The sequence below is a fragment of the Synechococcus sp. UW106 genome (assembly GCF_900474015.1).
GTDB lineage: Bacteria > Cyanobacteriota > Cyanobacteriia > PCC-6307 > Cyanobiaceae > Parasynechococcus.
This window is the reverse complement of the sequence record NZ_UCNV01000003.1, coordinates 194,902-214,161: the sequence shown is the minus strand read 5'-3', so window position 1 is coordinate 214,161 and position 19,260 is coordinate 194,902. Positions and strand designations below refer to the sequence as shown.

Sequence of the window (19,260 nt, the reverse complement as noted above, 5' to 3'; positions counted from 1 at the left end):
TTCGGACGTTTTGGGTCAATCGCTGCTGCTGAGGCTCGTTCTGAAATTGGCCGGCTATCGCCGTGGCAGTCAGACACGTCGCAGCAGCCGTAGCCGTCGCTGGAGCAGATCAGCGCAGACACTCTTCGCCAGTTGGGCTGTTTTTGGGCAATTGGGCAGCGTGGGAGTGCTGGTAAGTGAAGCTGCCAACCCGCTTCCATTAAAAGCAGAAAGCCCACAGTCATTAGAGGGAGGCACTGCAATTGGCGAAGGGGCATTTGCAATTGGAATGAGTGCCATCGCCAATGGAGTGAACTCCACAGCCGTAGGAATTCTTGCCAACGCCTACGGGAAAAACTCCACCGCGATCGGAACAGCAGCAAACGCGGCGATCCCTAACTCCGATAATTCATACGACTATGGCGCCACTGCGATTGGAGCATCAGCTCGTGCTGCCAATAGAAATTCAACGGCAATTGGCCGCTCGAGCTACGCAGGTGTTGCCTCAGTTGGCATCGGCAACAACGCTAATGCCTCCGGCCAAAGATCAATTGCACTTGGCAATGGGACAAAGGCTCTCAATCAAGGAAGCATCGCTATTGGTGTGCTGACTGAAGCTTCCGAAGATGGGGCCATTGCCGTAGGTCGTCTGAGTGTTGCTAACCAAGAAAATTCAACGGTTTTAGGAGATAAGGCAAAGGCCACAGGCTCCAATAGCACGGCAATTGGTGCTGCTTCCCAAGCCACTGAAAATGGCTCTATTGCTCTGGGCGCTGCGGCCAACGCCGCTGGCATTGGCTCCCAGGCATCGGGGTCTCAAGCAAAAGCAATAGCTAATTACTCCCAAGCATCGGGATTTCAAGCCAACGCCTCAGCCGAATCTGCAATTGCTATTGGACCGAATGCGGGAGCATCTGGAGCATCGTCGACCAGTATTGGAGCCTCTGCCAAAGCAGCTAAACAAGGGTCTATAGCAGTTGGCCATTTGGCAAATGCTGATGCTGAACGGTCCATCGCTATTGGATCTGGAAGTACTGCGAATGGAACATGCTCGATGGCACTTGGTTGGAATGCCAACGCCACTTCCACAAATGCCATCGCAATTGGCCACACAGCTAATGCAGTTGGAATTAACTCCACCGCAGTGGGTACATCGGCTCAAGCAGAAGCCGATTATGCCAGTTCTTATGGAACATTGGCGAACGCCAGTGGCATTGCCTCGATGGCCTTTGGTGCTCAGGCGAATGCTAGTGAGATTGGTGCAATCGCTCATGGTGTGAATTCAACAGCCTCAGGCGCTAACTCATCGACCTTTGGCACAGCAGCCAATGCAACAGCTGAAGATGCCATCGCCGTTGGTCATCTCGCTAAGGCTTCTGGATCGGATGCCATTGCCATTGGTAAATCTTCAGTTGCTAGCGCAAGCAACTCAACAGCTACTGGTACTGACTCACAAGCGAGTGGAGAGAATTCCACTGCTTATGGAGATAGTTCAAAAGCTACTGGGAAGAACAGCTCGGCATTTGGTTTTACGTCCACAGCTTCCGGGAACGATTCCACCAGCATCGGTATTAAGTCCAAAGCGACACAACAAGGCTCTACAGCTATCGGTCACCTAGCGCATGCAACTGCTTTTCGCTCAACAGCTTTAGGCACTGGAAGTAAGGCCAGCGCAGAATGTGCATTGGCTGTGGGTTGGAAGGCCAATGCCACAGCCATTAATGCCACTGCAATTGGCTACACAGCGAACGCATTAGGAATCAACTCCACAGCAGTTGGTACCTCTGCTTTGGCACAAGCCAACTATTCCAGTTCCTATGGAACATTGGCCAATGCCAGTGGCTTGGCCTCGATGGCCTTTGGTGCAGGCGCGAATGCCAGTGAGACTGGTGCCATCGCTCATGGCGTGAATTCCGTAGCTTCTGGAGCTAATTCATCAACCTTCGGTACAGCATCCACCGCAACTAAAGAGGATGCCATCGCTTTTGGATATTCAGCAGCAGCTTCAGGACTGGATGCGATTGCTATTGGTACATCCTCAGTCGCAAGTGAAACCAATTCAACAGCGATTGGTACGGAAGCCAAGGCTACAAAGGTCAATTCCAGTGCTTTTGGTGATGCCGCTGAAGCGTCCGGAAATCAAGCCACTGCATTTGGTGCTGGCTCAGCAGCGACGAACGAAAATGCCACAGCAATTGGAGAGAAGGCGGAGGCTTCTGGCACTCAATCAACGGCCGTTGGTAGGCAATCTTTAGCCAGCAAGCACGATGCCACAGCTCTTGGCACAGTCAGCAAAGCAACGGGTGAACGAGCTACTGCAATCGGTGTTTTAACCCGAGCCAATAGGAAGTGCTCAACAGCTGTGGGTGCCTTAGCCGTTGCTAGTGGCTTCCTTTCCCAAGCTTTTGGTGCCAATGCAACTGCTTCTGGTGAGAATTCGTCTGCCGTCGGTAGCTATGCCACTTCAAGCAATAGCAGATCTACAGCAATTGGTACTGGCTCAGCTACCACGCGTGATGATCAGTTAATGCTTGGTAAAGCAGCAACGGAGGTTACTGTTGCCAACCTCAGTGGTACCAGCACTTCGCTCATTGTTGCTAATGGCGATGGAACACTTTCTCGTTCCACGATTAGTGATAACGACCTTGAATCTCTGAATTGCGAGGGCAATGGTACGAATGCTGTTTGTTATGGACCTGGCGCTAATGCCACTGGAAAGTTCACAACCGCCATTGGCGCTAATGCTTCTGCAGCGGCAAGTTCATCCACAGCCGTTCTTGGCTCAACAGCAGTTGGCTATGGAGCCAATGCTTCTGCCGCCAATTCAGCCAGCTTTGCTCGAAATTCACTAGCCACTGGTAATCGCGCCACTGCCATTGGTGCTTTTTCAACAGCAACGCTCAACGCCAGTACAGCTGTTGGTTTTCAAGCCAATGCATCAGGACTGAGATCTCAGGCCATTGGCGCGTTCAGCAATTCAACAGGCAATGCCACTCTTGCGGTCGGCTACGAGTCCCAAGCAACATCGAATCGAACAACTGCTATTGGTGGCTATGCCAGTGCCAGTAACAATGCATCAGCGGCCATTGGTTACAACTCAACCTCATCTGGCTTCCGAGCAACGGCTGTTGGGACCCGTTCCAGCAGCTCTGGCAATCAGTCGATAGCAATCGGCTACGACGCCGAGGCCAGCAATGCCAACAGCATCGCGATTGGCACTGATGCAGCAGCAACTGCAAAAGATTCAATTGCCATCGGAGATGCTGCCATTGCAAACAGGACGAATGCAACGGCAATCGGTCACGCAGCAGTTGGAAGTGCAAACAACAGCTCAGCCTTTGGTTTAAAAGCAACGGCGAGTGGTCAAGACTCGACCAGCCTTGGTAAAGGATCACAAGCCACCGACCAGGGAGCGATCGCAGTCGGACACCTTGCACGAGCACAGAATGTACGCACCATCGCTCTCGGTGCTGGCAGCCTCTCGAATAAAACTTGCGCTGTGGCCATTGGACAATTCTCCAGGGCGACGGGCACCAGCGTTCTAGCGATTGGAACCAATGCATCAGCTTCCGAGGCCGATGCCATCGCCATCGGTATTCTCTCGAATTCCTCTGCACCGAACACCACAACTGTTGGCACCGAAGCCTTCGCCAGCCAGGAATCGGCTAGTGCTTATGGCACCCAAGCCAGTGCCAGTGGAGAGCGCTCCATGGCCTTCGGTGCTGGTTCCAAATCCAACGCATCGAATGCCACAGCCATGGGCACAGCCGCCCAAGCGACGGGAGTCAGCGCCAGCGCTTATGGAGCTGGTGCTGTGTCAGCCGGCGAGAACTCCATGTCGTTTGGCGCAGCATCAATGGCCGCCAGCAAAAACGATCTTGCTTTTGGCACATCTGCTTTCACCTCTGGCCCCAACGCCAGTGTCTTTGGAACCTTGGGTAACGCAACTGCTGGCGACGCCACAGCAATTGGTTTCCAGGCTCAAGCACTTGGAATTGACTCCACCGCAGTCGGAAAAGGCGCTCTAGCCAATAAAAGGGATGCCGTTGCACTGGGTTCTGATGCCATTGCAAGTGGAATTGGTTCCACTGCACTGGGTGATGCAGCAGAGGCATCGGGCCTCAACTCAATTGCCATCGGAACAGGTGCTCGCTCAGACATCGATAACGGCACCGCGATTGGTGCTGGATCAGTCGCCAAACAAGATTTAGATGGCTCTAATTCCTCCGTCACGCTCGGACGAGAAGGTGATGGCGAAACGGACTACTTTCTCCCAGGTCTCGCCAACAAGCCCGGTGAAGAAGGCTCCAATCAGTCCGGAGGCACGCAATACCTCACGGTTGATTCGAGAGGAAAAATTATTGCCGCCATTGCTGAAGTTCCACCGCAGGTCAACATCATTGCCCCCAACTTCAATTGCATTGCAGAGGGCAACGGCGCCACCTGTTTTGGCCAAGATGCACAAGCCATTGGTGATGCCACCTCTGCCTTTGGTGTGAGTGCTAACGCCACGGGGCAAGGTGCCACCGCCGTTGGTTCGAATGCGAGTGCAGTTGATCGCGCCACAGCCCTCGGCGCTTATGCCAGTGCCATCGGTCAAGACGCAGTTGCCGTAGGCAGGCTTGCCAATGCAACCGGCATCAGCTCACTCGCGATTGGAGAAGAAGCGCAAGCCTTGGGCAATCGCTCGTTTGCCTTTGGCGTCCAGGCCAATGCTGCTCAAAACGACACGCTTGCCCTTGGTAGTGGTGCTGTTGCGAATTACTCAGGTTCCGCAGCCCTCGGCCAGAACGTTTCCACCACCCGTTCCGGCCAGATCGCGCTGGGCTCTGCTTCTGCAGAAGTCACCGTCGCAAACCTGGCAGAGCCAACATCAGTCAGTGGTCAGGATCCTTCCAGCTTCGGGGCGGTCATGGCCAATGGCGATGGCACCCTGATCCGCTCCAGCATTGGCGATGGATTGCAGGTAGAGGTTGATCAATCCACAGGCGATCTCAACCTCTCGGTGAACACCGGCAATGGCATCACTATCAATCAGAACGGTCAGATTGAAGTCAATGTGAGCCAAGGCAACGGCATCAGCATCGATGACAATGGCGCCCTTCAGGCTAATGAAGCGGTCGTCGTAGCAGGGGACAACGTCTCCGTTGAAACCAGCAACGACGGACGCGTCACCACTTACACCATCAGTGCTGAAGGCGGTGGGAGTAGCGATAGATCCGTTGAAATCAATGGCGGCAACAATATCGATGTCATTAACAACGGCAACTCCAGCACCATTAATTGGAATTCAGCTGGAACACCTCTCGATTGCGAGAGCATCGGTGATGGTGCCGAGTGTTATGGAACAGGTGCAATCGCCACCGGTGATCGCACCACTGCGATCGGTTCGAACGCACAATCCACCGCAACGGGATCTACAACCCTTGGCAGCTCGGCTGTGGCAAGCCATGCCAATGCCACGGCAATTGGTGCAGAAGCATCAACCACACGTGATTCTCAGATCGTGCTCGGAAAAGCAACAACGGAGATCACCGCAAGCAACCTTGCCACAGAGCGCGTCGCCAACAACGGCACTGAATTCAACATGATCGTGGCGAATGGCGATGGCACGCTATCTGGCCTGCGGATCGAAAGCGGGGCAACGATTGACACGAACTCGGGAACGATCCGCTTCGATGGGGGCTCCACAATCATCAATAAAGCCGCGTCGATCGTCGAGGAAGGTTTGAACACGGTGGTGACATCCAGCAGAGATACCGACGACGTCACGACTTACACCGTTAGTGCTTACAACTCCGCAACCCAAGCAGGTGCTGTTGCTGACGCAGAGTCAACACAAACCGCGAATGGAGCCACTGTCTCGTGGCGATACAACGCCAACACACAGACCACGACCTATGGTATCGAAATCGCCACCGGTGATGGTATAGACATCAATAACAACGACCAGATTGAGATCAACACTGGAAGCAACATTGATCTCGATTCCAACGGCGCAATCAACGGTTACAAGAGTACTGTTTCAGCATCGGATCGCAAAATCACCGTTACCGCATCAGGTGGTTTTGATCAGGACAACAACTACTCCACCGATTACACCGTCGGACTCAACATCAGCGACGAACGCTTCAATGCACTGCAATGCGAAGACGATGCAAATGGAGCCGAGTGCTACGGAGACAACGCCACAGCATCCGCTGAAAACACAACCGCCATCGGTTCACGAACCCGCGCCACAGCGGCCGGATCCATTGCTCTGGGCGCTGGTGCAAAAGCGACCCACATCAATTCGATCGCCATCGGTGCACGCAGCACAACCACACGAGCCGACCAGATGGTGCTGGCACGCCCTCAAGTTGAGATCACAGCGCCGAGTCTGCAACGTTCCAAGTCGATCGACATTTCGACCAATCAGGAACAACTCTCAACCGTCATGGTGAATGATGATGGAACCTTGAAGCGTACCAATGCTCTGACCTCTGCAAACGGCAAGACCACCCTCAAAGGAAGCAACATCACTCTTGGCAACGGGAACACTCAAGTGCAGGTTCCAAGCCTGTCTGGCCGAGGCAATTCGCTTGTTGGCGTTAGCAATGATGGCGAGTTGTTTAACAGCACATTCGACCCAAGCGTCATCAACGACAACAGAGTTCTAATAATCGACAATGCCAATCAAATTAATCAAAACATCCAGCAAATCAATAACAACACCAACAACATTGCAAAAAACAGGAAAGATATCAACAAGCTCGAGGGTGCTGCACGCTCTCTCGGTGATGCGGCAGAAGCGGCTGGCGCCATGGGTGCAGCCCTTTCCGGCATCCCCGAGGTGTCTCTCGATCCTGACGAGCCACTCCGTTGCGGGTTTGCTGGAGGCGGATTCGGCTCTCAATACGCCATCGCCGGCGGTTGTGCCGCTCGAATCAAAGACAGCATCCACCTCAACGGTGCTATTGCCTATTCACCCACCGTTGACTATCATTATGGCTCCACAAGCTCCCTGGCCGGACGAGTGGGATTCAGCTTCCCCATCGGCGGTGGTGGATCAAAGAAGGCGAGCATTCCAAAAGCAAAGCCAAGTGGTGAAGATTGGACAGGCAACACCTCTGAGAGCATTCCAGAGGCAAATCAACAGCTGTCTTCAGCACCTCCAGTGCAGTCACTCTGGTACCGCACCGAGGTGAAGCAGACCATTGCCAAACTGGAAACTGATGTTTCCTCACGAGATGAGCAAATTGATCTACTTCGATCTCGTCTGCAAAAACTCATCGACGATCAGAAGCGCAACAACGGGGCAACGCAAGAAGAGGACGTCTTGATCGCCATGCTCCAAGAGCGCATCACTGAACTCGAAGACGAAAAAGCAGAATCAGAAGCAGAAGATCGGCGCCAGAATGCTCGAATCGAAGAACTGGAAGACAAGCTAGAAGCACAGCAATCTCGTTTCGACGCGCTAATGAACCGCGTTCAATCGTTTCTCTCGAACCAGAAGTAATTGATCCAATCTTTATAGCCTCCAAATCCATTCCAATCTCCTTGATTCATTGTGTGCTTACCATGAAACATTCCCTCGCCATAAGCCTTGCTGCTGCAATTGGCATCAGCATGATTCCAATTGCTGTGCCTGCTCAGCCCGACAGGCAGCTCGTCAAGCAATTCCGAGATGGCTTTGAGCGCGGCTGCAATCAAGGGAAAACGGAGGAAGTCTCCAACCAAAGGAGATATTGCAACTGCATGGCCAATAGTTTTCAGAGTCGCTACACCGGCAAAGAACTCTCCGCCATCAGCCAGGCCGCAACGGGCCTGGGGGACAATGGCCCATCAATTGTCAATTTGATGATGACACCAGAAGCAAGAGCGTGCAACGCTAAATATTAAGCAAAGCCCTCCTTTGCCAAGTAAGCAGTTCATTCAGGAATGCCACTAGAAAACATTTGTTCGATAAATGCCTTATTCATCGCAACCAAAAATAATCATCTATATCAATACAATCAAATCATCTCCTTAGATGCCACCCAAGCGCAAAATCCTACTTGTCATGGCCCAATGCTCAGAGGCATGGCTCGACATGTCGTTCTCTCAGCAGGCACCGCTTTTGCATCAATGGCTGGACCCACCTCGACCCTTTCGGCTGAAATGGATGTAATTCCATCTCGCCATGGCTGACGACACCGAGCAAACGGGCCCGCCGCAGACCAACGCTGAGCCAGTGGCATCGGGCGAGGACAGCACAGCCCCCAATGCGTCTGCCAACAAGCTGTTGGAACTGGCCTTGAAGGATCTGCAGGCCCGCCGCGATGCCCTGGAGGCGGAGATCACCGCCCTCACCTCCCGCAAGCAGCAGCTCGAAACCGAACTGCAGGCCAACTTCGCCGGTCAGTCGGACGCCATCGCCCGCCGCGTGAAGGGCTTCCAGGAGTATCTGGGCGGCGCCTTGCAGGACCTGGTGCAGAGCGTGGAAAACCTGGAGCTGGTGGTGCAGCCGATGGTGGTGCAGCCCTCCCCCCTCGATCAGACCGCAGACAACGCAACGGCATCAGAGAAGGGCGGTGAGAGCACTCCGCCACCAGCGGTGGCCGACACCTTCCGCCCCGACGAAGCGCTCATCCGCGATTCGCTGCAGCGCTTCCTCCAACAGCCGGATGTGTATGCCGATCCCTGGACCCTGCGCCGCAGCGTTGATGCCAAAGACATCGCCCTGCTAGAGGACTGGTTCTTCAACCAAGGCGGACGCGGCGCCCAGCCCAGCCGAGGCACCCGGCCCCGCAACATCCTGGCCAGCGCCGCCCTGATCGCGATCATCGGCGAGCTCTACGGCGACCAATTCCAGTGCATAGTGCTAGCCGGCGGACCGGAACGGCTCGGTGAATGGCGACGGGGTCTGCAGGATGCCTTGGGGCTGGGGAGGGAAGACTTCGGCCCCAGCAGCGGCATCATGCTGTTCGAACGCCCGGAAGCCCTGGTGGAACGGGCCGACCGGCTGGAAGAACGGGGCGAAGTGCCGTTGATCCTGATCGATGCCGCCGAACGCAGCGTCGACATCCCCGTGCTGCAGTTCCCACTCTGGCTGGCATTCGCGGCCGGACCGGGCGAGCGCATCGACGACGTCGAATTTCTGTAGGCGCCAAGCAAATCGATCCCCTGTCGCATCAGACAGTCACCGGTACGATCTTTCGTAGATCGACCTGGGGTGATGGGATCGATCTCTGTGTAACGGAAGCACGCAAATACCTGTTCTCGTTGATCGACGAAGTGCCTGGATACCATGAATCCATTGAGAATCAAGGCAAACGTGTCAGCGCCGTGCTCCTCTCCGAACAAGACTGGCGAGCGATCCAAGAAACGCTTTATCTCACCTCGATCCCGGGCATGCGCGAATCCATTCTTGAAGGAATGGCCACGCCAGCCGATGCGATGAACGAGGAGCTCGGCTGGTGAGTTGGCGAGTGGTGTTCAGCCGACTAGCCCAGAAAGATGCTCGAAAACTGGTTGAAGACCCATGGCGCAGCCCACCACCCTTCAAGGCACTGGTGGGTGGTGGGCTGCGAGGGGCCTATTCCGGGCGGATCAACATCCAACATCGACTCGTGTATAGCGCCGAAGCGGATCAACAGCTGGTGAAAGTGCTGCGCCTGTGGAGCCATTACGACTGACCGGACGCCGCCGCATCCACCAAGCGCGAAAGATGTATTTGGGGCTTAGTCGACGAAGCGAGCACTGGCTCCGTGCAAACCGACCCGCGCCGTGCTTCGATTCAGCCGCGATCTCGTAACCGCGCTCGTTTCTGTGATCCTCACCTCCTTACTGCTTCTGGCCATTGGCTACCTGCTGGGGTCGACCCCTAGTGGCTACCTCGCCGGCCGCTGGTTGAAGGGCATCGACCTGCGCGAGTGTGGCTCCGGCAGCACCGGCGCCACCAACGTGCTGCGCAACGTGGGCAAAGGCCCTGCCCTGGTGGTGTTCCTCGTGGATGTGGGCAAGGGCACTCTGGCGGTACTTCTGGCACGCAGCTTTGGCCTCAACGACTGGCTGCAGGTGCTGGCGGGCCTGGCTGCCCTGGCGGGGCACATCTGGCCGTTGTGGCTGGGCTGGAAAGGCGGCAAGGCGGTGGCCACCGGCTTAGGGATGTTGCTCGGCCTAGCCTGGCCGGTGGGGCTGGCATGCTTTGGCTTGTTCATGGCCACGATCAGCCTGAGCAGAATCGTGTCGCTCTCCAGCGTGGTAGCCGCCATCAGCCTGCCAGCACTGATGGTTATCTCTGGCAGCAGCAGCGCCTATGTGGTGGTGTCATTGGTAGCCAGCCTGATGGTGCTGTGGCGCCATCGCAGCAACATTGAACGACTGCTGGCGGGCACCGAACCCACAATCGGGCAGAAGTCTTAAGTGGAGCGGTAGGCATCACCCTGGCCATCCTCAACCTGATCGTCCAGGCAGACATCAGAAATCACATCGCCTCCCCATGCGCAACTAAAGCTGACCAGAAACGGACAGCAAGCTAGTGAGTGGTTATGACAAATCTTGCCTAACCCTTCTCAGCCTGCAGGCGCCAAATCAGACGGGAATGGTCCCACTGCTGGCTGAGAAGCACAAATGCACCCTGAAAACCGTAACAGCGACCCAATTCAGGGCCCCAGCCATCAATCACACTGCCATCAGCCAACTGGCTGATCAAGCAGGAGAACGCGGATCAACCCTTGTCAATATCTTGATAACGCCGGAAGCAAAAGCTTGCAACGCTAAATACTGACTTCCAGCCTCTCTTCGTCAACAGAAATGAAGTCAACAAAGCAATACCAGGATCGAATTCATACAGACTTTTAATCATGTGAGAATCGTTTGCAGACACACAACAAGTCATTGCTTCATTCGGTCTCACTAGGATCGTTATCGACAATCAATCAACCAACCAGACCAAGCAACTCCTCACAGCAAAGCTCAAACGCGGCGCTGGGATCTTCAGCTTTAGTAATCGGCCGGCCGATTACCAGCTGACTGGCACCCGCTGCAATCGCCTCAGCGGGTGCCATCACCCGGGCTTGATCACCGACTGCGGTGCCTTTGGGGCGAATTCCAGGGGTGACCAACGCGAACGGTTCCGGGTGCTGTGCCCGCAGCGCCGCGGCCTCCAAGGGTGAACAGACGCAGCCGCCGATGCCGGCAGTTGCCGACAGCTGCGCCAACGCCGGCACCCGTTCGGCGATGCCCTGGGCAATGGCGAGTTCCCGTTGCAACCGTTGCTCCTCCCAACTGGTGAGCACCGTCACTGCCAGCAGCGTTGGAATGGCTTGCCCAGCGCTTTGGGCGCCTTCCACCGCAGCAGCCTGGGCCGCCTTGAGCGCTTCGCTGCCAGCACAGGCATGCACGGTGATCAATTCCGCCCCCAGCGCCGCAGCCCGCCTGCAGGCCCCCGCCATCGTGGCCGGGATATCGTGAAATTTGAGGTCGAGAAACACCCGCAGGCCCTGATCCCGAAGTTGCGCCGCCACCTCAGGGCCGGCCTGCACGAACAGCTCCAGGCCCACCTTCACCCAACGCAGCCCCGTCACCTGGGCGGCAAAATGCAGCGCTTGCTCTGGCGCCATGCCATCGAGGGCCACGATGATCCGATCGGCGGGGTCAGAGGAGAGCGTCGGAGCCAAGGCAAGCGGGTGATCCGAAGTCCATCCTGTCGCGCCGGCAGGTGGTCCTCAACCAGGGTTCAGGCTGAGGACGACAGCGTGAGGCCTGTCGTTTGCTCGATAAAGGCCAGATACTCGCGCTGCGATTCAGGCTTACGCATGAATTCGGGGCCAAAAGCAGCAGCACCGGCAGTCAACGCACCCAAAAGATGAAGAACACGAAAGGCCTTGATGCGCTCGTAATTCAGAGGTCTGATCGCTTGATAAGCCTTAAGAGCTTCATCAATGATCTGCTCCCAAAAACAAGACGACGCAGTTGGATCAATCTGGGGAACAAAAACCAGATAATCATTCATCGTGTGGGCCAGATCCAAAGCAGGATCAGAGATACGAAACGTCCAATCCAACACTCCTGATACAGAGCCATTTTGAAACATCAAATTATTGCCGTGATAGTCACCATGGATCACAGCAACATCCTGCCCATCAAGGGGCAAATGATCGCGCAGCCAAAGAATCAATTCCGAAGCCCAAGGGATCTTCTGTACACAAAAATCCAAGGATCTTTGATCAATAGCAGGGCTTAAAAAAAGCTCATCAGGGACACCAGCTCGCCTGAACGACTCAACGATGGGCCTCACATCCAGCTCATGCATGGTGGCCATCGACTCGCCCAAGACTTTGGCATGGAGCTCTGGCTTCTGCTCAATCAAAGGCTGGCCGGGCACCAAATCCATGACCGCAAAGACACCACCCAAGACTGATTGATCTCCACAAACATGATGAATCACAGGGGTCTTCAGACCCCTGTGATTCATAATCTGATGAACAAACTGATGGTGCAAAAGCTCCTCCGCCTCACGGGCAGGACGCAGAATGCGAAGGACTCTTGGTTCCTGGCCAACAAGCTTGTAGCGATACAGCCGAGCATCAAAACCTCCAGTCAGGCGGGTCGGCTCAAACTCATACTCGACAGGATCCTCAAATTCCGATTGCAGATAAAGCAAGAAATCAGCAGCAATTTGCTGATCTGATCTGAATTCAGTTTCAGGCGCTGGCATTGATCTTGGCTCGGATGAACTCACCATCGCGCCAGTGCTCTCTTGGCGGATCCCCCAAAAGGGGGATTACTGGCGGCTCAAGCCGTCAGCCGCCGGAAGGTTTTCTTGCCCAGCTGCAGCACCTTGCCCTCCAGCTCCGCGGCTGAGGCGAATTCCTGGTTCGGGTCGGTGATCTTTTCTCCCTCCAGCCGCGCCGCACCGCCCTTGATCTGGCGGCGGGCCTCACTGCTGCTGGCGCAGATCCCCACCGCGCTGAACAGATAGAACGCCTTGGCCGGGAAGTTCACCTCCGCCAGCGAGGCCTCGGGCACATCGGCACCGGCATCACCGCTGCCACCCACCAGGGTGGCGGCATCGCTCTGCGCCTTCTGCGCCGCGGCCAGACCATGGCGGCTGGCGGTCACCGCCAGGGCCATCGCCTTCTGCTTCTCGCGTGGGTTCTCCGGCAAGGAGGCCAGATCCAGGTCAGTCAGCAACGTGACGTAGTCGTCGATCGCCGCATCGCCGACTTTCTCCAGCTTGGAGTACATCGAGAGCGGATCCTCTTCCAGCCCCACCACGTTGCCCAGGCTCTTGCTCATCTTCTGAACCCCGTCGAGACCCACCAGGATCGGCAGCAGCAGGCCAAACTGGGTGCCCTTGTCGAAATGGCGCTGCAGATCACGGCCCATGGCCACATTGAACTTCTGATCAGTGCCCCCCAGCTCCACATCAGCGTTCACCGCCACCGAGTCATAGCCCTGCAGCAGCGGGTAGAGGAATTCATGCAGGGCGATGGGGGTGCCACTGCCATAACGCTTGGAGAAGTCGTCCTTGGCCAGCATCTGGCCCACGGTGCCGGTGCCGAGCAGCCCAATCACCGCCGGCAGGTCCATTCCCTCCAGCCATTCGCTGTTGTATCGCACCTCGAGGCGTCCAGGCGTTTCGAAATCGAGCAGCGCCGTCTCCTTGGGCTGGTCCTGCCCCAGCTGGCGCAGATAGGTGGAGGCGTTGGCAGCCACCTGCTCCTTGCTGAGCTGCACCCGGGTGGCGCTCTTGCCCGTGGGATCGCCGATCCGCGCCGTGAAATCGCCGATGATCAACACCGCCGTATGGCCTGCGTCCTGGAAAGCCCGCAACTTGCGGAACAGGATGCTGTGACCGAGATGAATGTTGCTGCCGGTGGGGTCAATGCCCAGCTTCACCCTCAGCGGCCTGCCCTCCTTCTCGGCTTGCACCAGCCGTGCCGCAAGGGCCTGATCAGCGTCGCTCGGGTCGCCGGCCGGGAACAAATCGGCCATGCCCCGGGACAGCCAATTCGGCAGCGACGGGGTTGAGTCCGACATGGGGTGCGCAACGAGCGGGCGCTGGCGATCGTACGAGTGCTGGTTCAGCTCGGCGAGGGAGGCTCGATCTGGGCCTTCATCCGCTCGAGGGTGGAATTCATCTGTTCGAACATCTGCTCGGGGGTGATCCCGAACTGACTGAGCTGGGTGCGCAGCTGCTCCACCGTGAGCTTGGCCTGGAAATCTTCCGAGAGCTCAAAGCGCTTCATGAACACCCGGTAGCGGCCCATCAGCTCTTCCATCGTCTCGATGAACTTCTTCTTGCCCTCCCGGTCGAACTTCCCGTACTCACTGCCCAGCTGCATCAGCTGCTGGTAATCGCTGAACAGCCGCTTTGCTTCGTCCTGAACGATGTCGGAATCGAAGAAGGCCATGTCGAGTCGCGCTGGGCACAGGCAATTCTGCCAAGAACAATCGACTTGTTTGAGGGGTAATCGCCGCACCTTGCCGAGGCCTGAGGCGGGATTTTTGTACGGTCTTCCTGACCAGCACCGCCCGCAGGCGGCATGGGATTCATGGTGAGTTTCGGGCTGCATTCAGGATGTGAACTTCACCGCTCAGCTGGCCGCGATGCGTGAGCTGCCCCAGCGCAACCGGCCCCTGCTGGAGGGGCGTCGTCTGGTGGTCGCTTCGGCCGATCGGGTTTTGGTCAGCGGACTGCTGCACAGCCTCGATGGCATCGGCTCCATCGTGGGGGCTGCCAGCACCGAAGCGGAAGCACTGGCCTGCCTCAGCAATACGGCCGCCGATCTACTGATCTGCAGCGACAGGCTCGAACGCGGCAGCGGCCCCTCCCTGGTGGCAGCAGCCAAGGCCCACCAACCCTCGCTGCGCTGCCTCATGCTGATCCAACGCCCCTTGCTCAGCACCATTCGTGCCGCTGCAGCGGCTGATTGCGACGGTCTCTGCAGCCATGAGCGCATTGGCGACGGCGGCTTGCTCAGCGTCTTGCGCGCCATGGAAAGCGATGGCAGCCACATGGATCCGGTGATTGCCGGCGTGGCCCATCACGACCGCAGCTTGGCAGGGGTGGGGCATCCGATCAGCGACGTGCTGAGCCTGCGGGAAGAAGACGTGCTGCGTGGCCTCTGCCGCGGCCTGAGCAATCAGGAGATTGCGGATCAACTCCACATCTCGATTGAAACCACCAAGCACTGCATCACAGGACTGCTGCGCAAACTGGATGCCAGGAACCGTACCCAGGCTGTGCTGATGGCCTTTCAACACAATCTGGTGGATCCACCGATGCCGATTCCCCGCTGGACCCCTTAGCCCCAAAGGGACCATCCTGAGATGAATTGAACGGTCTTGACGCCATGGTCCGACGCGCCGCCACCGCAGCCCTGGTCGTTCTCAGCGTCAGCGGCCTCGGGATCCAGACAGTGGATGCCGCAAGCGAGCGCACGACCGCCCTGGTGACCATCGCCGAGGCCAATGCCCGTTGTCTGATCGAAACCAAACAGATGAAACCCGCGAAGGCCCGCAACATCGCCAACCAGTTTCTGCTCAGCAAAGGGGTCAGCGATGCCGAGCGCGAGGAGGTGCAAAGCGCTCCCGGTTACGACGACCTGATGCGCCGCTACATCAACGAACAGGGGGGCTGCGAGGGTCTTGTGCGCGCCCTGCGCTGACGCACCCCCACCACACTCGTTAATGTCGGCCCATCTCTGCTGAGCAGCATGCCCCGCAGCCACTGGTTGGATCCCCTGGCCAGGCGGGTGCTGCAGGCCACCGGGCAACTGCCAACACCACCCCGTCCAGCGCCACTACAGCCATTAGCGATCGAGGCCGAGCCTCCAGCCTGGGTAATGGATGTAAATCGGGCCAGCCGCAATGAGTGGCTGCAATTGCCCGGCTGCAGCCAGGACATGGCCGATCTACTGGTGCGCCTGCAACAGGGGGGCGTGCAATTCGCTTGCGCAGATGATTTGTTCCGGCTGCTGGAGCTGCCCATCGATCTGAGCAGGCTCTGGACTCCGCATCTCGTCTTCCATTGGCATGGCGATGCACCTTTGCAGCCGCAGGCCACTCCCCTGGACCTGAACAACGCCAGCGCCGATCAGCTCGAGCTGCTCTGCTGGCCAGAGCAACGGCTGGCCAGCCTGCTGCGGGAGCGACGCAGCTCCGGTTTCAAAGATCTGGCTGATCTACAGGAACGGCTCTGCCTTCCCGCCAGCACCGTGGAAGACCTGATCGGCCGGGTGAGTTTCGGCAACCGCCGGTCCGGCCCCAGCCTGCCACTGCACTAATGCAGGGAGATCTGTTCTCCACCGAGGCGCTGGCCTTCAGCAATGCACCTGAGCTACCCCTGCAACGGGAGCAGCTGATCTCCTGGCAACAGCGCCTGCATGACCATCAGGCGCCGCTCTTCCGCGGCGAAACAACTCACGCCGCCCAAGGGGATCTGTTCGGCTCCGCCACCAACGACGCTGCCGCGGCCCTGGATCCACTGACGCTGACCCCCCTGGCGATGAGTTTCTGGCGCTGGCCGGAACCGTCCCATCGGGGTGCGGCGATCTACCTGGTGATGGATCGGCCAGCCCAACTGGAGCAGCCTCTTCTGCTCTATGTGGGAGAAACGCTCGCCGCCGAGCGCCGCTGGAAAGGCGATCACGACTGCAAGGCCTACCTCGCCGCCTACGGCGAAGCCCTTCAGCGCTGCGAGCTCAGTGCCCAGCTGAGCATCCGCTTCAGTTGCGATGTACCTCAGGCCACCCGCGCACGGCGGGCCCTGGAACAACAGCTGATTCAACGCTGGTGGCCGCCCTTCAACAAGGAAACCCGCCAACGCTGGGCCACCCCCTTCACCGCCGAGCTGTGACCCCAATCCGAGCGGCGCTGGCGCTGCTGCTGCTGGCCCTGCCAGCCCCCGCTACTGATCTGGAACAACTGCAGCGCAGTCTTCTGCGCAATGGCTTCACGATCGACGTCCGGCAGCCCCCGGGGCAGACCTACGGACGCTTCATCCCGGCGGAGAAACGGCTGGAGATTTCGCCCCTGGTGCGGGAGCTCGGCATCACCCGGGCCGTGTTGCTGCATGAAGCGGTGCATGCCGCCCAGAGCTGTCCCAACGGAGCGCTCTCGCTGATCGGTGTGCAACGCAAGGTTGATCCAGCGGTGGTGAGCCGGATCCGCTATCTGCTGCACAACCACTACAAGTCCAACAACACTGCACTCGAGCAGGAAGCCTTCGTAATCCAGAGCCAACCGGACGCCGAGCAGCTGATCATCACCGCCCTGAACCAGCGCTGTTCGCCCTGATCAGCAAGGTGCAAAGGCGTCGCGCAGGATCGCTACGCTCGTTCTTTGCCGATGCGTCCATCCATGCGCTTCTCCCTGTCCTCCAACGGTCTGCAGGAGTGGAACGGCAATGTGCTGGCGGTGGGGCTACCCCAGGGCGATGCCGATGCAACCGCAACGGCCTTGGAACAGCGCTTTGCGGGGATCACCGACGCCCTGAAACAGCAGGAGTTCAAGGGGAAGCCGGGTGATCAACTGGTGATTACGCCCCTGGGTGCCGGCCCAGAGCGCCTGGTGGTGCTGGGCCTGGGCGACGCCGATGGAATCGACATCGACCGCCTGCGCGGCGCCGCTGCCCGTGCAGCCAAGGCCGCGATCGGCTGTGGAGGCACTCTGGGACTGCAGTTGCCATGGCATGGAACCGATGCCACCGAAGCGGCCCGCATCAGTGCTGAAGCCGTGCGGCTCTGCCTTTACAAAGACCAGCGCTTCCGCAAGGAGGCGGAACCACGCCGGATTCCCGAAGCTCTTGAGCTGATCGACCTCGACCCCACCGCCGCCAGCGGATTTATGGCGGTCAACGCCACCTGTGCCGGCGTGGAGCTGGCCAGGGAGCTGGTGGCCGCCCCCCCCAATGTGGTTACCCCGGCCGCCCTGGCGGAAACAGCCGCTGGCATCGCCAGCGACCACGGCCTTGAGCTCAAGGTGCTGGAGCGCAGCGACTGCGAAGCCAAAGGCATGGGCGCCTTTCTGGCCGTGAGCCAGGGCTCCGATCTACCGCCCAAATTCATTCACCTGATTTACCGCCCAGAGGGCGAAGTGAATCGCCGCGTCGCCCTGGTGGGCAAGGGCCTCACCTTCGATTCCGGCGGTTACAACCTCAAGGTGGGGGCGGCGCAGATCGACATGATGAAGTTCGACATGGGCGGGAGCGCCGCTGTGCTGGGCGCCATGCGCAGCATCGCTGAACTCAAGCCAGCCGGCGTTGAGGTACACATGGTGGTGGCCTCCTGCGAAAACATGGTGAACGGCTCTGCCGTCCACCCCGGTGACATCGTCACGGCCGCCAACGGCATGACGATCGAGATCAACAACACCGACGCTGAAGGCCGGTTGACCCTCGCCGATGCCCTGCTCTACGCCTGTGAGCAGGAACCCGATGCCGTTGTGGATTTGGCCACCCTCACCGGAGCCTGCGTCATTGCCCTCGGCGATGAGATGGCCGGGCTGTGGTCCAACAACGACGACCTGGCGGAAGCCCTCGATGCCGCCGCCCATTCCGGCGGTGAAGGCCTGTGGCGCATGCCCCTGCGGCAGTCCTACAAGGATGGGCTGAAGTCGTTGTTGGCTGACATGAAGAACACCGGTCCGCGGCCGGGGGGCTCGATCACAGCTGCCCTCTTCCTCAAGGAATTCGTGGCCAAGGACACTGCCTGGGCCCACATCGACATCGCCGGGCCGGTCTGGAGTGACAAGGGCAAAGGCGTCAATCCAGCCGGTGCCACTGGATACGGCGTACGCACCCTGGTGAACTGGGTGCTGGCTCAGTCATGACTCGATCCCGGGTGCGCTGGTATATCAAGGCTCAGCTGGGGGTGCTTCTGCTCCCGGTGGGCCTCTGCCTGTTCGGCGAAGCGATCAGCCGCAAGGTCGTTCAAATGCTGGGCAACGACGGTGGCCCTTGGTTCTGGTACGGAACCCTCAGCCTGATCTGTATCAATGCCGGAATTGGACTGATGATTGACAGCGGTCTCACCCGTGGCTTTCCAGGGCGACGTCAGAGCTGATCAGGACGCAACAGCTTGAAGTTCAAGCGATCGGCTTGGCGTTTCGAGCGCATGGATCTGCCACCGTGCTCGCTCAGAGCAAGTTTCCAACACACGATCAAGATCGTCCGACGCATGCTTTGGCGACGGATAGGGACCGATGTGACGGGTGCCAAGACCATCCTTAATGGTCAGCAGATACATACATTCCTCCACTTACTGACTGATCGTAAGCATGGCCGCAAGCCTGGTCGATGGCTGGGAACCC

At 58.0% G+C, this 19,260-nt stretch carries 18 protein-coding genes; 13 read left to right on the top strand and 5 right to left on the bottom strand.

Annotation, left to right across the window (positions count from 1 at the left end):
- The first annotated feature begins 10 nt into the window (after window positions 1–10).
- From DXY30_RS02420 to plsY, 6 genes are all read left to right on the top strand, one after another.
- Complete coding sequence (locus tag DXY30_RS02420) at window positions 11–7,477, top strand: YadA-like family protein (RefSeq protein WP_115093211.1); 7,467 nt, start codon at window positions 11–13, stop codon at window positions 7,475–7,477.
- Between the two features lie 62 nt (window positions 7,478–7,539).
- Window positions 7,540–7,860, top strand: a complete 321-nt coding sequence (locus tag DXY30_RS13495) for a hypothetical protein (protein WP_137006772.1) — start codon at window positions 7,540–7,542, stop codon at window positions 7,858–7,860.
- 280 nt (window positions 7,861–8,140) lie between these two features.
- On the top strand, window positions 8,141–9,103 hold the full coding sequence (locus DXY30_RS02410; protein WP_115093209.1) for a DUF3086 domain-containing protein: 963 nt from the start codon (window positions 8,141–8,143) through the stop codon (window positions 9,101–9,103).
- Between the two features lie 77 nt (window positions 9,104–9,180).
- A complete protein-coding gene (locus DXY30_RS02405) occupies window positions 9,181–9,420 on the top strand; it encodes a type II toxin-antitoxin system Phd/YefM family antitoxin (RefSeq protein WP_115093311.1) in 240 nt (79 codons plus the stop codon).
- Complete coding sequence (locus tag DXY30_RS02400) at window positions 9,417–9,635, top strand: type II toxin-antitoxin system YoeB family toxin (protein WP_115093208.1); 219 nt, start codon at window positions 9,417–9,419, stop codon at window positions 9,633–9,635. Before DXY30_RS02405 ends, DXY30_RS02400 begins: the two co-directional genes overlap by 4 nt.
- 133 nt (window positions 9,636–9,768) lie before the next feature.
- Complete coding sequence (gene plsY, locus DXY30_RS02395) at window positions 9,769–10,365, top strand: glycerol-3-phosphate 1-O-acyltransferase PlsY (RefSeq protein ID WP_115093310.1); 597 nt, start codon at window positions 9,769–9,771, stop codon at window positions 10,363–10,365.
- 515 nt (window positions 10,366–10,880) lie between these two features.
- Here the strand turns inward: plsY and pyrF are convergent.
- The 4 genes from pyrF to DXY30_RS02370 are packed head-to-tail and all read right to left on the bottom strand — an operon-like array spanning window position 10,881 to window position 14,360.
- On the bottom strand, window positions 10,881–11,621 hold the full coding sequence (gene pyrF / locus DXY30_RS02385) for an orotidine-5'-phosphate decarboxylase (protein WP_115093207.1): 741 nt from the start codon (window positions 11,619–11,621) through the stop codon (window positions 10,881–10,883).
- A 59-nt stretch (window positions 11,622–11,680) separates the two neighbouring features.
- Entirely contained in the window at window positions 11,681–12,688 is a 1,008-nt protein-coding gene (locus DXY30_RS02380; protein ID WP_115093206.1) for an aminoglycoside phosphotransferase family protein, read from the bottom strand.
- A gap of 50 nt (window positions 12,689–12,738) precedes the next feature.
- A complete protein-coding gene (gene tyrS / locus DXY30_RS02375; RefSeq protein ID WP_115093205.1) occupies window positions 12,739–13,986 on the bottom strand; it encodes a tyrosine--tRNA ligase in 1,248 nt (415 codons plus the stop codon).
- A gap of 44 nt (window positions 13,987–14,030) precedes the next feature.
- A complete protein-coding gene (locus tag DXY30_RS02370) occupies window positions 14,031–14,360 on the bottom strand; it encodes a DUF1825 family protein (RefSeq protein ID WP_115022290.1) in 330 nt (109 codons plus the stop codon).
- 196 nt (window positions 14,361–14,556) lie between these two features.
- Between DXY30_RS02370 and DXY30_RS02365 the strand changes: the two genes are divergently transcribed.
- The 7 genes from DXY30_RS02365 (at window position 14,557) to DXY30_RS02335 (ending at window position 19,013) form a co-directional block, all read left to right on the top strand.
- On the top strand, window positions 14,557–15,258 hold the full coding sequence (locus DXY30_RS02365; protein ID WP_115093309.1) for a response regulator transcription factor: 702 nt from the start codon (window positions 14,557–14,559) through the stop codon (window positions 15,256–15,258).
- 26 nt (window positions 15,259–15,284) lie between these two features.
- Window positions 15,285–15,617 (top strand): hypothetical protein, encoded by a 333-nt coding sequence (locus tag DXY30_RS02360; protein ID WP_115093204.1) that lies wholly within the window; start codon window positions 15,285–15,287, stop codon window positions 15,615–15,617.
- A gap of 48 nt (window positions 15,618–15,665) precedes the next feature.
- Window positions 15,666–16,235, top strand: coding sequence for a hypothetical protein (locus DXY30_RS02355; RefSeq protein ID WP_115093203.1), 570 nt, complete (start codon window positions 15,666–15,668; stop codon window positions 16,233–16,235).
- Window positions 16,235–16,807 carry a GIY-YIG nuclease family protein gene (locus DXY30_RS02350; RefSeq protein ID WP_115093202.1) on the top strand — a complete coding sequence of 191 codons (573 nt, stop codon included), beginning with the start codon at window positions 16,235–16,237 and terminating at the stop codon, window positions 16,805–16,807. Before DXY30_RS02355 ends, DXY30_RS02350 begins: the two co-directional genes overlap by 1 nt.
- Window positions 16,804–17,247, top strand: coding sequence for a hypothetical protein (locus tag DXY30_RS02345; protein ID WP_115093201.1), 444 nt, complete (start codon window positions 16,804–16,806; stop codon window positions 17,245–17,247). Before DXY30_RS02350 ends, DXY30_RS02345 begins: the two co-directional genes overlap by 4 nt.
- A 63-nt stretch (window positions 17,248–17,310) precedes the next feature.
- On the top strand, window positions 17,311–18,780 hold the full coding sequence (locus DXY30_RS02340) for a leucyl aminopeptidase (protein ID WP_115093200.1): 1,470 nt from the start codon (window positions 17,311–17,313) through the stop codon (window positions 18,778–18,780).
- Window positions 18,777–19,013, top strand: a complete 237-nt coding sequence (locus DXY30_RS02335) for a hypothetical protein (RefSeq protein ID WP_115093199.1) — start codon at window positions 18,777–18,779, stop codon at window positions 19,011–19,013. The genes DXY30_RS02340 and DXY30_RS02335 overlap by 4 nt, the downstream gene beginning before the upstream one ends.
- Here DXY30_RS02335 and DXY30_RS14370 read toward each other — a convergent pair whose 3' ends face one another.
- Complete coding sequence (locus DXY30_RS14370) at window positions 19,014–19,196, bottom strand: hypothetical protein (RefSeq protein WP_115022302.1); 183 nt, start codon at window positions 19,194–19,196, stop codon at window positions 19,014–19,016.
- Window positions 19,197–19,260 lie beyond the last annotated feature (64 nt).